Source organism: Rhodococcus sp. 05-339-2 (assembly GCF_002258965.1).
In the GTDB taxonomy this organism is placed as follows: domain Bacteria; phylum Actinomycetota; class Actinomycetes; order Mycobacteriales; family Mycobacteriaceae; genus Rhodococcoides.
This window is the reverse complement of the sequence record NZ_NOYW01000016.1, coordinates 124,550-140,565: the sequence shown is the minus strand read 5'-3', so window position 1 is coordinate 140,565 and position 16,016 is coordinate 124,550. Positions and strand designations below refer to the sequence as shown.

Genomic DNA, 16,016 nt, shown 5'->3' with positions numbered 1-16,016 from the left:
ATCACCGACGGTGACGGAGCCCGAGCAGGCGGTCGATCAGCGGCATGACCCAGCGCTTGCGGTGGAGCGTCACCAGCTCGAATCCGGGGATGTCGAACAGCTTCGTGACGCGGCTGTGAGTGCGGCAGAACTCGGCGAACCCCTCGTCGCCGTGTACCCGCCCGAAGCCGCTGGCACCGACGCCGCCCATCGGAACAGATCCCATTCCGGCGAACGCGATCACCGAATTGACGGTGACCTGACCGCACACCAGCTGCGCCGCAATCTCTTTGCCCTGCCTGCGGGAGAACACCGAAGCGCCGAGAGCGTACCGATGATCGTTGCTCAGCTCGATCGCCTCGTCGATGCTGTCGACCTCACGGACGGTGACCGTGGGGCCGAAGGTCTCCTCGCGAACGGCCGAACAGCTTTCGGGGGTGTCCACCAACACGGTGGGCCCGACGAATCGCTCGCCGATCGAGGACAGTCCGCCGATCAGTGCTCGACCACCCGCCGCCTCGGCGTCGGCGAGATGGCGTCGAACGATGTCGATCTGGCCGGGCATCGTCATCGGCCCGTAGGTGGCCGACGCATCACCACCGGGCCGGATGGAGCGCGCATGCTGCACGAGAGCGCCGGTGAATTGTGCTGCGACACTCCGCTCGACGTACACCCGCTCGACTCCGACGCACGTCTGCCCGCTGTTGCCGAATGCTCCCCAGGCCACCGCCTCGGCTGCTGCCGCGATGTCCGCGTCCGCAGCGATGATCACCGGATCCTTGCCGCCGCATTCCACGACCACCGGGGTGAGCGTCTCGGCGCACGTGGCCATGATCTTCGAGCCGGTTCTCGTCGAGCCCGTGAACGCGATCTTGTCCACACCCGATCGGCACAGTGCGGCACCGGTTTCGCCGTATCCGGTGACGAGCGACAGAATGCCCAGTGGCAGAGACGGATTGGCTTCGTGGAACGCGCGGACGTATCGGGCCGCTACCGCGGGGGTGTATTCGCTCGGCTTGAACACCACGCAGTTACCTGCTGCCAGCGCCGAACCGATCGCACTGTTGGGTGCATACAGGGGGTAGTTCCACGGACCGATGACGCCCACGACACCGAGTGCCACCGTCTCCACGTGAGCGGAGTAGTTCGCGAGCAGCAACCCGGGGCCGACTCGGCGTGACCGCATGAGCTTCGGTGCCTGCTTCTCCGCCCACGCGATGTGCTCGAGGGTCAGTACGATCTCGAGCAGTGCATCGTCGGCGGGTTTGCCGTTCTCGCGGTGAATGAGATCGACGAATTCGGTTCGATGACTCCAGATTTCGTGTCGCCATGCCCGCAGGTGTCGGGCGCGAGAACGTGGCGGCAGCGAGGCCCATGTGCGCTGTGTCTTTCGCGCGAGTCCGACCGTCCGCGCGACGGACTCCGCCCCATCGACGGGGAACGAGGCGACCGGACCGTCGTCGATGGGGGAGAAGGAATCGAACGTGGTTCGCGCCTGGACCTGGCTGGTCACAGGGACGCTCCGAGCGCGTCCTTCGCCACGTGGGCGACCCGCAGTTCGCGCTTGAGGATCTTTCCCGCGCCGCTCATGGGCAGCGCGGTGACGAACTCGATGGTGCGCGGGGTCTTGTATCCGGCAACGTAGCTGCGGGTGTGATCGCGAAGTTCTTCGACCGTCGGCGAGGTGCCATCGGCCAACACGACACAGGCGTGGACGCGCTCGCCCCATTCGCCGTCGGGCACACCGATCACGGCGCAGGCCAGGACGGCGGGATGGCGGCTCAGTGCGCTCTCGACCTCTGCGCTGTAGACGTTCTCGCCGCCGGTGATGATCATGTCCTTGAGTCGATCGACGACGAACAGGAATCCGTCGGCGTCGAGGTAGCCCACATCGCCGGTGTGCATCCAACCGTCGCGAACGGCCGCGGCGGTCTCGTCCGGCTTGTTCCAGTAGCCCAGCATCACGTGTCCACCGCGAACACAGATCTCGCCGACGGATCCGGTGGCCAACTGCTCGTCGTCGGGGCCGAGAATCCGGATCTCCGAGTGCGGGGCCGCGCGACCGGCCGAGCCGATGCGTTCTCCCACATGGTGTTCCGGCCAGAGCAGGGATGCGACCGGTGCGAGCTCGGTCATGCCGTAGGCCTGAGTGAGACGGGCCTGCGGGAGGCGTGCCAGGGTGCGCTCGAGGACGCCTGCGGAGATCGAGGATCCTCCGTACAGCACACGACTGAGCGAGGAGGTGTCGAACTCGCTCAATGCGGGGTGGTCGACCAGAAGCTGAATCATCGTCGGTACCAACAACACATCGGTGATCGAATGCTCGGCGATCGCGCCGAGCACGGCGGTCGGCTCGAAGAACGGAACCATGACGTGGGTACCGCCGAGCATGACCTGTCCCACCCACGCGGCCAGATCGGCGAGGTGGAACATCGGAGCGGCATGGAGCAGGATCGATGCGTCGTCGAGCAGCTGTCCGGTCGCCACCGTTCCCAGGCCGGAGGTGACGAGGTTCGCGTGCGAGAGCATGACGCCCTTGGGGAAGCCGGTGGTGCCGCCGGTGTAGAAGAGTCCTGCGAGTGCGTCGCCGCTACGGCGGGCGTCGGGGACGGGATCGTGGGACGAGACCAGGTCCTCGTACGAGACCATGCCCTCGGGGGTGGTGCCGTCTCCGCAGTAGACGATGGTCTGCAGGCCGGCACATGCCGGGCGCAGTGCCGGGACCATCGCACCGAAGGTGTCGTCGACCAGCAGGACCTTGGTGTCGGAGTCGTTGAGTGCGTACGCGACCTCCACGGGCGACCATCGGATGTTCACGGGGTTGAGCACGGCGTCGGCCCACGGCACCGCGAGCAGGTACTCCGAGTAGCGGTCGCTGTTGAACGCCAGCATCGCAACTCGATCGCCGGACTCGACGCCGATGGAGTGCAGGCCTGCCGCCAGTCGTGCCACTCTGTCGATCTGTTCGGCGAAGGTGCGAACGCGATCGCCGAACACCGTCGCTGCGCGGTTCGGAGTCGTTGCGGCGGAGCGATGCAGGCCTTGGGTGAGATACATGTCGAGTCCCTTGTGCGAGAGGGGGCGAGGGCGCCCGGGTGAATACCGTCACAGTTCCACCTTGTTGGCACTGTGTCAATAGTGGAGGTGTAGGGCGACCCGTCTGGCGATTCCGCGAAAACGGTTGTCTTGCTAACGTTCCCGAGCGTCGTCGAAGGAACGTGCGGTTGCGAGAACGGTGACGAGCACATCCGTCAGCAGGGTTTCGACCTGTTCACGCGTCAGTGTTCCGCGGACCAACCACTCGCGGCCCGCTGCCTTGACCATGCCGCCGAACGCGCGCACCGCAGACGTCGCGATGCGACGGTCACCGCCTCTGCCCTCGAATGCCGTTGCGTCGAGCACGCGTTCGGCAGCCAGATCGTCGGCCTCGTCGAGAATCTGCGCCACCTGTTCGTCCACACCCGACCCGCTCGCCATCGACACCCATGCCGTGCCGTGTGTCTCGATCACCCCCACCAGCCAGTGCACACTGCCACGGGCCCGCTCCTCGAGTGAGCCCGTGGGCAGATGTACGTCTTCGATCGGCGGCACGGTGACCAGGAATCGAACGCTCTCGAGGTACAGATCGCGTTTGCTGCCGATGTAGTGGTGAATGAGCCCGCGGGCGACGCCGGCCGAGGCGGCGACGTCCGACATCGACACCTCGGCGTACGGCTTGTCGCCGAACAACCGAACGGCGCTGGCCAGGATCTGTGTCCGACGCTCGTCCGGTTCGAGTCGATTCCACTTGGGTGTACTTGCAGCCGGCATGGTTCTCATGATCGCACCGAGCCGACTCCGTGAGGCGTCAGAGGTACCGCTCGGTGCGCGAGCGCAGTGACCTCGGTACGACGAACCGATCGCCGTACCGTGCCCGCAGCTCGTCGGCTCGATGTACGAACCCCTGCGGCCCGCCGCCGAACTGATTGACGAACTGCAGCACCCCGCCGGTCCAGGCGGGATAGCCGATGCCGAGGATGGAGCCGATGTTCGCATCGGCGACCGTGCGTAGGACTCCCTCGTCCAGGCATGCGACCGAGTCCAGGGACTGTGCGATCAACATCCGATCCATCATGTCCTCGAACGGAATTCCGTGGTCGGGGCGGTGGTAGTGCTCCACCAGGCCCGGCCACAGCCCCGCCTTGGTGCCGTCCTCGGCGTACTCGTAGAAGCCGCGACCGCCCTTGCGGCCGGGTCGATCGAACTCGTCGACCAGTCGATCGACCAGGGCATACGAGTTCGAGACGATCCACGGTCGACCCTCGGCGCGGGCGGCCTCGGCCATGCCCTCGCGGATGTGCCTGGACAGGGTCAACGAGATCTCGTCCATGAGAGCCAACGCACCGGACGGGTAGCCCGCCTGGAGAGCGGCCTGCTCGACGGTGGCGGGGTGCACGCCCTCCGCGACCAGCGAGATCGCCTCGTCCATGAACCGGCCGATGACGCGAGTGGTGAAGAAGCCGTGACTGTCTCCGACGACGATCGGCGTCTTGCCGATCAGACGGACGAAGTCGAATGCGCGGGCCAGAGTGGAATCACTGGTGTGTTCTCCCACAACGATTTCCACCAACGGCATCTTGTCCACCGGAGAGAAGAAGTGCGTGCCGACGAAGTCCGAGGTGCGCGAGACTCCCGTCGACAGCTCGGTGATGGGCAGGGTCGAGGTGTTCGAGCACAGCAGTGCGTCGGCGGTCAGATACTTCTCGACGGCCTCGAACGCTCCCTGCTTGACGGCTGGATCCTCGAACACGGCCTCGACGACCAGATCGCACCCCTCGGCATCGGCCGCGTCGGAACTGGGTGTGATCAGCGCGAGCACCGTGTCGGCGTCGGCCTGGGTCGTGCGCCCCTTCGCGACGGCCTTGCCGAGAATCGAACGCGCGTAGTCTTTTCCACGCTCGGCGGATTCGATGGAGACATCACGCAGTACGACGGGGACCGTGGCCGACGCGACGACGTAGGCGATGGCGGCACCCATCATCCCGGCACCGATCACCAGCACCTTCTCGGGTACCCGGTGCGGTTCGCCGCTCGGACGAGAGCCGCCCTTGTTGATGGATCCGAGATCGAAGAACATCGATTGGATCAGATTGCCCGAGACCGGACCGCAGGCGAGTGCCGTGCAGTGTCGGGTTTCCACGATCGACGCCGACTCGAAGTCGAGCACCGACCCTTCCACCGCGGCAGCAACCACCGCGATGGGGGCGGGCATGGGTGCACCCTTGACCTGCTTGCGCACCGTGGCCGCGAAGGCAGGCAGCTGCGCAGCCAACGCGGGTGAGGCCGCGGTGCCGCCGGGAATCTCGAACCCCTTCCTGTCCCAGGGCTGTACTGCGACGGGATTGGCGACGATCCAGGCACGTGCGTTCGCCATCATCTCCTCGTGGGTGTCGACGACCTCGTCGATCAGTCCGATCTCGAGTGCCTTGGCCGGCCGGTAGCGTTGGCCCTGGCCCACCACCTGGGTCAATGCGCCGACGATTCCGAACATCCGCACCGTTCGGGTGACGCCGCCCGTGCCAGGGAGCAGACCGAGGGTCACCTCGGGAAGGCCGAAGCGAGAGTGGCTTCTGTTCAATGCAATTCGGTGATGACAAGCCAGCGCGATCTCGAAGCCGCCACCGAGCGCGGTGCCGCCGAGTGCAGCGACGACGGGCTTGCCCAGCTTTTCGAGCCGACGGAACTTGTCCTTGGTGAAGTCGAGGGCATCGGCTATGCGTGCATGGTCTGCGGGGCCCGCGTCGCGCAACAACTCGAGGTCACCACCGGAGAAGAACGAATCCTTTCCCGAGGTGACGATGACGCCGTCGAATGCGTCTCGATTGGCCTCGAGCCAGTCGACGGTCCGACCGAGCGATTCACCGAACGCGGTGTTCATGGTGTTGGTCGACTGCGTCGGGTCGTCGATCGTCACCACGAGTACGCGGTCGGTCCCGATCTCGCCGGTGATCGTCGACGTCGTCAGTGCAGCAGAGGTATTCATCGTGTCCTCGGGTCGTTGTTCGAGCGCGGGGGTGGTCACAGGCGCTCGATGATGGTGGCGACGCCCATTCCGGCACCGATGCAGAGCGTGATCAGCGCATAGCGCTCGCCCCGGCGCTCGAGCTCGTCGAGAGCCATTCCGGTGAGCATCGCTCCCGTTGCGCCCAGTGGGTGGCCCATCGCGATCGCGCCGCCGTTGACGTTGATGCGCTCGTGGTCGATGTCCAGCTTCTTCGCGTAGTTGAGCACCACCGAAGCGAATGCCTCGTTGACCTCGAACACCGCGATGTCGTCGAGACCGAGTCCCGCCGCGGCCAACACCTTGTGGGTGGCCGGAACCGGGCCGGTGAGCATCAGCGTCGGGTCCGATCCGGCGACGACCCCGGCCACGACGCGTCCGCGTGGGGTCAATCCGCCTGCGCGACCGGCCTCTTCGGAGCCGATGAGAACCATCGCGGTGCCGTCGACGATGCCGGAGGAGTTACCGGCGTGGTGTACGTGATCGATGCGCTCGACCTCGGTGTACTTCTGCATCGCGACGGCGTCGAACCCGGCGAGCGAACCCATCTGTGCGAACGATGGTGTCAGGGCGGCGAGATCGGCAGTGGTGGTCTCGGGTCGCATGATCTCGTCGTGATCGAGCATAAGCCGGCCGTTGGCGTCGAAGACGGGGATGACCGACTTCTCGAAGTGACCCATCGACCAGGCATGCGCCGCTCGTTGCTGGCTACGTACCGCGTAGGCGTCGACCTCGTCCCGATCGAACCCCTCGATCGTCGCGATGAGATCTGCGCTGACTCCCTGTGGGACGAAGTAGCTGCCGTAGTTGGTCAGCGGGTCGCACGGCCACGCGCCGCCGTCCGCCCCGAGCGGCACACGAGACATCGATTCGACGCCACCGGCGACGATGAGCCGATCCCATCCGGACCGAACACGTTGCGCCGCAGTGTTGACGGCCTCGAGCCCCGATCCGCAGAAGCGGTTGAGCTGAACGCCGGCCACGCTGTCCGGTAGGCCGGCCGCCATCGCGACGGTTCGGGCGATGTCGCAGCCTTGATCGCCGACCGGGGTGACGACACCGAGCACGACGTCGTCGATCAGGGCCGGATCGAGCTGGGAGTGTCGAGAGAGCAACGTGGACAACGTGTTCGCGGCGAGGTCGACCGGTTTGATGGTGTGCAGTGAGCCGGAGCTCTTGCCGCGGCCACGTGGGCTGCGCACTGCGTCGTAGAGGAATGCCTCCATGGGGTGCCTTTCTAGGGCAACAAGATTGCCGAGTTCTACAGGGAACGGGAAATGAGCTCTTTCATGACTTCGTTGGCACCGGCGTAGATGCGGGCGATGCGTCCGTCGACGAACATGCGGGCGATGGGGTATTCCTCCATGTAGCCGTAGCCACCGAAGAGCTGCAGGCACCGGTCGACCACCTCGAACTGTCGGTCGGTGGTCCAGTACTTGACCATTGCGGCCGTGGTGACGTCGAGTGTGCCCGAAATATGCTGTGCCATGGCGTCGTCGACGAAGGTACGCACGACGCGGCCGATGGTGGCGCATTCGGCGAGCTCGAACTTGGTGTTCTGCAGATCGAACAGTGTCTTGCCGAACGCGCTGCGCGACTTGGTGTACTCGACGGTCTGCGCGACGGCGGCGTCGATCATCGCAGCGGCTGCGATGCCGCAGATCAAACGCTCCTGGGGGAGTTGCTGCATCAACTGCGCGAAACCGCGACCCTCATGACTTTCCTGGTCGTTCCTGCCGGCTCCACTCCCGCCCCCGAGCAGATTCGAGGCGGGAATGCGAAGACCGTCGAAGGTGAGTTCGGCTGTGTCCTGGCCCTTCTGGCCGATCTTGTGCAGCACGCGTCCGCGGTGAAAACCTTCGGTGTCATCGGAGACCTCGGCGACGAGCAATGACAGTCCCCGGGCTCCCGCGGACGGATCGGTCTTGGCGGCGATGATGAGCAGATCGCAGTGAGCTCCGTTGGAGATGAACGTCTTTCCGCCGGTCACCACGTAGTCGTCGCCGTCACGCACGGCGCGGGTTGTAATGCCTTGCAGGTCCGATCCGGTGCCCGGTTCGGTCATGGCAATGGCACCGATCCATTCGCCCGAGCACAGTTTCGGCAGCCACCGCTGCTTCTTCTCCTCGGACGCGTAGGCCAGGATGTAATGCGGAACGATGCCGCTGTGCACGCCGAGCTGCATGGCCGAGTCGCCGGCGCGGACCTGTTCTTCGAATAGCACTGCCTCGTGGCGGAAGTCGCCGCCGCCTCCGCCGTATTGCTCGGGTACCGACATGCCGAGCAGCCCGAGGCTGCCTGCGGTGCGGTAGACCTCGCGGCTGGGGCGTCCGGCCGCCGCGAATTCCTCCCGGTGCGGTGCGACCTCTTTCTCGAAGAATCCACGGGCGAGCTGGCGCACGTCGGCGAGCTCGGTGGTGAGGTCGTCGGTGGAGCGATCTGCGAGTGCAGTCATAGGGGGGTCCTTGGCTCGAAGCGCGACTGTGGTTTATTGGCGCTGTGCCAATAATGATGGCGCGACGATGTCGTGGATGTCAACCATGGGTGCTGCCCGAGCTGCCGAACTCGAAGTCATGGACGGATTCGGGTCAGAATTCATCCATGACTTCGAGCTCGGCGGGCAGTTCTCTAGCTGTCGACCGAGCGCAGTAGAGCCACATCCGAGACGAGTCGGATGTGGTCGGCCATTGCCCGGCCTGCCTCGGCCGGATCCTGATTGCGGACGGCCTCGGCGATGCGTCGATGATGCTCGAGCGAGGCCTGGGGGCGGTCGGACTGCGACAGCGACTCGATGCGGGTCTCGCGAATCAGCTCGGCGATTTCGCCCATCAGGCGGGCGAGCAGCGGTGAGTGCGCGGCCTCGGTGATGGCGTGATGGAAGAGCTCGTCGCCGGAGTCTCCGCGATCGCCGTCGGTGATCTCGGTGGCCATCACGGACACCGCGTGGTCGATGGCTGCCATCTCGTCGTCGCTGCGCCGCGTTGCGGCCAGTTCGGCGAGCTTGACCTCGAGTGCCTCGCGGGCTTCGATCACTTCGGGCAGTCGATCGGCGTGCTCGCGCAGGGCGCGAATTGCCATGTCGCCCACGGGCCGTCGGATGAGTACCGCCCCATCGCCGTGGCGCACGGCGAGGATGCCCTGCACCTCGAGTGCAACGAGGGCCTGACTCAGCGACGCTCTGCTGACTCCCAGGTGGCCGGCGAGTTCGCGCTCGGGTGGAAGTCGATCGCCGGGGTTCATGTCGCGATCGGCGATGTGCTTGCACAGCTGTTCGACGATGACCTCGTACAGCCGTGGTCGGGTCACGGGGCGAATTTGCTCAGCCACTGTGTCACTCGCTCTCTGCTCCTCTGGAACTCCACCTTAACTGTCCGGTAACCGGTGACTCAGGTCATGGCAAGTATTGACAAGTGATCCAGTTCACTGGTTGAGTCCTTAATGACTCAGTGGCCAGTCCAATTAGCCACTGAAGATCTCGGGCGACCGCTCGAGTGACACCAGAGACGGACCGGAGACCTTCGATGTCGACCGAGTTGATACCCATCCTTGCGCTCGTCGTCATGTTCCTCGCCGCAACCGTGTTCCCCGTGAACATGGGTGCGTTGGGGTTCGTGGCGGCGTTCTTCGTCGGAACACTTGCCGTGGGCATGGGTGCCGACGACATCATTGCCGGCTTCCCGAGCAGTCTCTTCCTGACGCTCGTCGGCATCACCTACCTGTTCGCCATCGCGCAGAACAACGGCACGGTCGACCTGCTGGTCCGTGGAGCCGTTCGACTCGTCGGTGGGAGGGTGGCGCTCATCCCCTGGGTGATGTTCGGCATCACCGGCGTCCTGACCTCCATCGGGGCGCTCGGGCCTGCCGCTGTGGCCATCGTGGCCCCCATCGCGCTCGGCTTTGCCGCGCGCTACAAGATCAACGCCCTGCTCATGGGCATGATGGTCATCCACGGCGCGCAGGCAGGCGGATTCTCGCCCATCAGCATCTACGGCGTCACGGTCAACAACATCGCCGCCAACGCCGGTCTGGTCAACAGCCCGCTCACGCTCTTCCTCGGCAGCCTGTTCTTCAACGCCGCAATCGGTGCGCTGCTGTTCATGTTCCTCGGTGGCCGCTCCCTCATCGGACGCAGCGTGCACGACGAGGACGGCAGTCGTCCCGACGGCGACACCGGCGGAGTCGGCGGTTCGGGTTCGCGAACGGTGATGCGCGGCTTCGGTGCCTCGACGCCTCGTCCGTCCGGTCAGACGGTCACGGTCGAGAACGCACCGCCGCTGGCCACCGCGGTCAAGGCCATCACCTTCGATCAGATTCTCACGCTCGTCGGCCTGGCCTCGCTGGCGCTGTTCGCACTCGTGCTCGATCTCGACGTCGGCTTCATCGCGATGACGGTGGCCGTGGTTCTCGCTCTCGCATCGCCGAAGGCGCAGAAGGGTGCGATCAACCAGATCAGTTGGTCGACGGTTCTGCTCATCGGCGGCGTGCTCACGTTCGTCGGGGTCCTGCAGGAAGCCGGAACGGTCGAATACGTCGGCGATTCGGTCGCGAGCATCGGTATCCCGCTCCTGGTGGCGCTGCTGCTCTGCTACATCGGTGCCATCGTCTCGGCCTTCGCATCGTCCACCGCGATCCTCGGCGTCACCATCCCGCTGGCCGTCCCGTTCCTGCTCGCGGGTGAAGTAGGTGCTATCGGAGTCATCGTGGCCCTGTCCATCGCCTCGACCATCGTCGACGTCAGCCCGTTCTCCACCAACGGAGCCCTGGTGCTCGCCAACGCCCAGGACATCGACCGAGATGTGTTCTACAAGCAGATCCTCAAGTACAGCGCTCTGGTTGTGGTCATCGGTCCACTGGTCGCCTGGGGATTGCTGGTGGTACCCGGCTGGATGTAGCTCGACAGTAGCTCGGATGCGGTTCTCGATGATGGCGGCGCGTGTGTTCGACGTGCCGCCATCACGCGTCTGAGCTGGGCAAAGTCCCGAAAATCGTTACTTGACTTCTCTGGGGTTCGCTGGTCCAATGGAATTGGCTAGTCCACTAGCCCAGTCATCCAATCGGACTTCGGGTCCGGCTCACACCTCGCTTCGACGTAAGGATCAATTCGATGCCCCTCAACACGACAGGCAGAACCGGACCGCTCGAAGGCACCGTGGTGGTCGATCTGACCCGTGCCCTCGCCGGCCCGCACGCGGCGATGATGCTCGGCGACCTCGGCGCAGACATCATCAAGGTCGAGACCCCCAAGGGCGGCGACGACACCCGAGTCTGGGGTCCACCCTTCGTCACTCCGCGCGACGCCGAACGTGAGTCGACCTACTTCCTCTCGGCCAACCGCAACAAGCGATCCATCGCACTCGATCTCAAGACCGACGACGGCCGAGAAGCGTTGGAGCACATGATCGAACGAGCCGACGTGCTGCTCGAGAACTTTCGCACCGGAGTGCTCGACCGCCTCGGCTTCTCGCCCGAACGCATCGCCGAGATCAACCCACGCACGGTCGTGCTGTCGATCAGCGGATTCGGTCACGACGGCCCCGAGGGTGGCCGCTCCGGCTACGATCAGATCGCCCAGGGCGAGGCCGGGCTGATGTCGTTCACCGGCTCCGGTCCCGAAGACGTCCAACGCGTCGGCGTTCCCATCGCAGACCTGCTGGCCGGAATGTACGGGGCCTTCGGCGTTCTCGCCGCACTGCGTGAACGCGACCGCACCGGACGCGGCAAGGTCGTCCGTACCTCCTTGCTCGCCAGCGTCGTCGGAGTACACGCCTTCCAGGGCACCAAGTGGACCGTTGCCGGCGAGATCGGCACGGCGCAGGGCAACCATCACCCATCGATCTGCCCGTACGGATTGTTTCCGACCTCGGATGGCGCAGTGCAGATCTCCGTGGGCAGCGAGGGCCTGTGGCATCGGTTCTGCGAGGGCTTCGGTATCGACCCCGATCTCGAAGGCATGGCCACCAACCCACAACGCGTCGACAGTCGCGACGACGTCATCGAACTCGTCTCCAAGATCTTCCGCACCTACGACACCGAACCGCTGCTGGCCCTTCTCGACGAGATCGGTGTTCCCGCAGGCAAAGTGCGCAACGTGCAGGAGGTGTACGAGTGGGAGCAGACCAAGTCTCAAGGCCTGCTGGTCGACGTCGAGCACGCGACGTTGGGCACGGTCACTCTTCCGGGGCCGCCGCTGCGCTTCTTCGAATCCGACGGCACCGAGGTCACCGAAACCAATCATCTGGCTCCGCCGGTACTCGGTGCCGACGACGAGCTCGTCCGCGACTGGCTGAAAGAAGCGATCCGATGACCAGAATGACCGCCCTCGAACTGCTCGATCTGGTGATCGATCCCGGCAGCTTCGACTCCTGGGACACCCCGACCGCGGACTACGTCATCGACGACCAGTACGCGAGCGAACTCGCGGCGGCCCGTGAGAAGACCGGTCTCGACGAATCCGTCCTCACCGGGTCCGCGACGATTCGGGGCCGCAAGGTCGCAATCCTGCTCGGCGAGTTCGCATTTCTGGCCGGCTCGATCGGGGTTGCGGCGGGTGAACGGCTCGTCACCGCCGTGCACCGGTCGACGGACGAGCGGTTGCCGCTGCTCGCGTTGCCGACCTCCGGCGGAACCCGCATGCAGGAGGGTACCGTCGCGTTCCTCCAGATGGTCAAGATCACCGCCGCGATCACTGCGCACAAGGCGGCGAACCTGCCGTACATCGTCTACCTGCGGCACCCCACCACCGGTGGAGTCTTCGCGTCCTGGGGATCGCTCGGACACGTCACCGTCGCCGAGCCCGGTGCCCTCGTCGGCTTCCTCGGGCCTCGCGTCTACGAGGCCCTCTACGACGCGAAATTCCCCACGGGCGTGCAGACGTCGGAGAACCTCCAGGCCCATGGGCTCATCGACGCCATCCGCCCGCCCGAGCAGCTCGGCGAAATCGTCGATCGGGCGCTGCGTATTATGACCGACATCCCGTCGTGCCGGCCCCGCACCGTCGAGGCGCTCGAATGGTCGATCGATGACGTGCCCGCATGGACGTCGATCCTGGCCTCCCGTAGGAACGATCGTCCCGGCGTGCGCGAGTTGCTGTTCAGTACGGCGGCAGATGTGCTGCCGCTCAACGGAACCGGGCAGGGGGAGTCGGATCCGGGTCTGATTCTGGCTCTCGTTCGGTTCGGCGACATGCCGTGCGTACTGCTCGGGCAGGATCGACGTGGGCAGACGACCAGGACCCCGCTCGGTCCCGCAGCGCTTCGCGAGGCCCGACGCGGTATGCGTCTGGCTCAGGATCTCAAGCTTCCGCTCGTCACCGTCATCGACACCGCGGGCGCGGCGTTGTCGAAGGAGGCCGAGGAAGGTGGCCTGGCCGGCGAGATCGCGCGGTGCATCGCGGACATGGTCGACCTCGAAACACCGACGCTGTCGTTGCTGTTGGGGCAGGGGACGGGCGGAGGCGCTCTCGCGCTGGTGCCCGCTGATCGCGTTCTCGCTGCTCAGCACGCGTGGCTCTCGCCGTTGCCGCCCGAGGGTGCGTCGGCCATCGTGCATCGGGACACTGCTCATGCGGCCGAGATGGCCACCAAGCAGGGAGTACGCTCGCTCGATCTCTTCCGAGCCGGTGTCGTCGACATCATCATTCCCGAGCTGCCCGACGCGGCGGACGAATCGCAGCAGTTCTGCGACCGGGTGGGTGCGGTGCTGCACCGGGAGCTCGCCGACCTGATCGCCCAGGATCCGTCGATGCGGATGATCGCCCGCGAAAAGCGCTTCAACAGAATCGGCTTCGCGGCTGCCGCGGTCTGATGGCCGCCGAACTCGAAGTTGTGGATGACTTTCGGCTGAAATTCGTCCATAACTTCGAGCTCGGCGATGACCGGGGAGGCTATCGTCGTGCAGGTGGCGGGCAATGCGCGGGATCCGGGGGTCTCGGTGGCGTCTCGACTGCTGGCGTTGCTCGGCGTGTTCGACGAGCAGAAGCCTGCGTTGACATTGACCGAATTGGCAGACGGCGCAGGTCTTCCCATCGCCACGGCTCACCGCTTGGTGCACGAGCTTCTCGGCTGGGGAGCACTCGTTCGCGGCGACGACGGCAAGTTCGTGGTCGGACGTCGGCTGTGGAAGCTGGGTATGTTGGCCCCGGATCAATCCGACCTGCGCGAGATCGCGTCGCCGTTCCTGCACGATCTCTACGGAGCCACGCTCGCCACGGTGCATCTGGCCATTCGTGACGGCGACGAGGTGCTCTACCTCGACAGGTTGGCCGGACACGCGTCGGTGCCCGCGATCAGCCGGGTCGGAGCCCGTCTGCCGTTGTACGCGACCGGAGTCGGAAAGGTGTTGCTGGCCTACGCCCCGCGCGAGGTGCACGACCGAGTGCTCGGGAACTTGGCCCGCATCACCCCGTACACGGTGACTCACCCGGGAAAGTTGGACAGTGAACTACGCCGAGTGCATCGCGAGGGGTATGCGCAGACGGTCGAGGAGATGACACTGGGAGCGTGTTCGGTGGCCGTACCCGTCCGCGGCGAGAGCGAGACGGTGGTGGCCGCACTGGGAATCGTGGTTCCGAGCATCGGTCGAGATCGCGCCAGACTGGTTGCAGCTCTGCAGGTTGCGGCCCGAGGAATCGAGCGAACACTACGGGGGTGAACGCGGGCTTTCACTGAGTGGAAACTGCCTCTTGTCCGGAGGTCGCATGCGCGGTGTACTCGATGCATGCGTACACAGGTCGCCATCATCGGTGCAGGGCCCGCGGGTCTGCTGCTGTCCCACCTGCTCGGGGAGCAGGGAATCGACTCCGTTCTGATCGAGTCGCGCACGCAGCAGTACGTGCTCTCGCGAATCCGCGCAGGCATCCTCGAACATTCGACGGTCCGGCTGCTCGACGACCACGGCTTGGGCGAGCGGTTGCATCGCGAAGGCCACGAGCACCGCGGAATCTATCTGCAGTGGCCGGAAGAGCGACACCACATCGACTTTCGCGATCTGGTGGACCGAAGCGTGTGGGTGTACGGGCAGACCGAGGTGACGAAGGATCTCGTTGCGGCCCGCGAGAAAGCCGGTCAGCAGATGTACTACGACGTCTCCGACACCGCGTTGCACGACGTGGAGTCCGACGCCCCGTACGTCACGTTCACCGACGCGTCGGGAACATCGATGCGGATCGACGCCGACGTCATCGCCGGATGCGACGGTTCCTTCGGTCCGAGCCGCGCGGCGATGCCGGATTCGGTGCGTAACACTTGGGAGCGAACGTACCCCTACTCCTGGCTCGGGGTGCTCGCAGACGTCGCACCGTCGACGGACGAGCTGATCTACGCCTGGCATCAGGATGGATTCGCGATGCACTCGATGCGATCGTCGACGGTCAGCCGGCTGTATCTGCAGGTTCCGAACGGCACCGACATCGCCACCTGGTCCGACGAGCGTATCTGGGATGCGTTGGCACGCAGGCTCGGTCATGGTCAGGACGGCTGGGAGCTGACACCGGGACCGATCACCGAGAAGAGCGTGCTGCCGATGCGCAGCTACGTGCAGTCGCCGATGCGACACGGCAGACTCTTTCTGGCCGGCGACGCCGCGCACATCGTGCCGCCGACCGGAGCGAAGGGCCTCAACCTCGCGGTTGCCGACGTGGCCCTGTTGGCCCCGGCGCTGACATCGTTGCTGGGCAAGAACGACTCCCGTGCCGCCGATGCCTACAGTGACGACGCACTCCGACGCGTCTGGCGCTGCACGCACTTCTCGTGGTGGATGACGACGATGCTGCACACCGGCGACGACCCGTTCGACGCGCAGTTGCAGCTCTCCCAGTTGCGTTGGGTGGCCTCCAGCGAGGCAGGAGCAACGGGACTGGCGGAGAACTATGCGGGACTGCCCATCGGATTCTGAGCGGGTGGACTGTCGAACTCGAAGTTATGGACAGAATTCGGCCGGAATCCATCCATAACTTCGAGTTCGGCGGCGATCGCTGCGGCCGGCCCCTCGTTCGTTACCC

At 65.4% G+C, this 16,016-nt stretch carries 12 protein-coding genes; 5 read left to right on the top strand and 7 right to left on the bottom strand.

Annotated elements, in window-relative coordinates; genetic code table 11:
• Position 1: 1 nt before the first annotated feature.
• The 7 genes from CH273_RS14255 to CH273_RS14225 form a co-directional block, all read right to left on the bottom strand.
• The gene (locus CH273_RS14255) at positions 2-1,492 is read right to left on the bottom strand and encodes an aldehyde dehydrogenase family protein (protein ID WP_032395460.1); all 1,491 of its coding nucleotides are present in this window, start codon (positions 1,490-1,492) and stop codon (positions 2-4) included.
• Complete coding sequence (locus CH273_RS14250; RefSeq protein ID WP_032395459.1) at positions 1,489-3,036, bottom strand: acyl-CoA synthetase; 1,548 nt, start codon at positions 3,034-3,036, stop codon at positions 1,489-1,491. Before CH273_RS14250 ends, CH273_RS14255 begins: the two co-directional genes overlap by 4 nt.
• 132 nt (positions 3,037-3,168) lie before the next feature.
• Positions 3,169-3,798, bottom strand: coding sequence for a TetR/AcrR family transcriptional regulator (locus CH273_RS14245; protein ID WP_306436613.1), 630 nt, complete (start codon positions 3,796-3,798; stop codon positions 3,169-3,171).
• A 28-nt stretch (positions 3,799-3,826) separates the two neighbouring features.
• Positions 3,827-6,001 carry a 3-hydroxyacyl-CoA dehydrogenase NAD-binding domain-containing protein gene (locus CH273_RS14240; protein WP_032395620.1) on the bottom strand — a complete coding sequence of 725 codons (2,175 nt, stop codon included), beginning with the start codon at positions 5,999-6,001 and terminating at the stop codon, positions 3,827-3,829.
• Positions 6,002-6,036: 35 nt separating this feature from the next.
• Entirely contained in the window at positions 6,037-7,245 is a 1,209-nt protein-coding gene (locus CH273_RS14235) for an acetyl-CoA C-acetyltransferase (protein WP_032395457.1), read from the bottom strand.
• 35 nt (positions 7,246-7,280) lie between these two features.
• A complete protein-coding gene (locus CH273_RS14230) occupies positions 7,281-8,474 on the bottom strand; it encodes an acyl-CoA dehydrogenase family protein (RefSeq protein WP_032395456.1) in 1,194 nt (397 codons plus the stop codon).
• A gap of 173 nt (positions 8,475-8,647) precedes the next feature.
• Complete coding sequence (locus CH273_RS14225) at positions 8,648-9,346, bottom strand: FadR/GntR family transcriptional regulator (protein WP_032395455.1); 699 nt, start codon at positions 9,344-9,346, stop codon at positions 8,648-8,650.
• A gap of 194 nt (positions 9,347-9,540) precedes the next feature.
• Between CH273_RS14225 and CH273_RS14220 the strand changes: the two genes are divergently transcribed.
• From CH273_RS14220 to CH273_RS14200, 5 genes are all read left to right on the top strand, one after another.
• Complete coding sequence (locus tag CH273_RS14220; RefSeq protein WP_032395454.1) at positions 9,541-10,911, top strand: SLC13 family permease; 1,371 nt, start codon at positions 9,541-9,543, stop codon at positions 10,909-10,911.
• 212 nt (positions 10,912-11,123) lie between these two features.
• Positions 11,124-12,323, top strand: a complete 1,200-nt coding sequence (locus CH273_RS14215) for a CaiB/BaiF CoA transferase family protein (protein WP_032395453.1) — start codon at positions 11,124-11,126, stop codon at positions 12,321-12,323.
• Positions 12,320-13,822, top strand: a complete 1,503-nt coding sequence (locus CH273_RS14210; protein ID WP_032395452.1) for a carboxyl transferase domain-containing protein — start codon at positions 12,320-12,322, stop codon at positions 13,820-13,822. Before CH273_RS14215 ends, CH273_RS14210 begins: the two co-directional genes overlap by 4 nt.
• A gap of 93 nt (positions 13,823-13,915) precedes the next feature.
• Positions 13,916-14,668, top strand: a complete 753-nt coding sequence (locus CH273_RS14205; RefSeq protein ID WP_032395619.1) for an IclR family transcriptional regulator — start codon at positions 13,916-13,918, stop codon at positions 14,666-14,668.
• Positions 14,669-14,734: 66 nt separating this feature from the next.
• Positions 14,735-15,910 carry a 4-hydroxybenzoate 3-monooxygenase gene (locus CH273_RS14200; RefSeq protein ID WP_032395451.1) on the top strand — a complete coding sequence of 392 codons (1,176 nt, stop codon included), beginning with the start codon at positions 14,735-14,737 and terminating at the stop codon, positions 15,908-15,910.
• Positions 15,911-16,016: the final 106 nt, after the last annotated feature.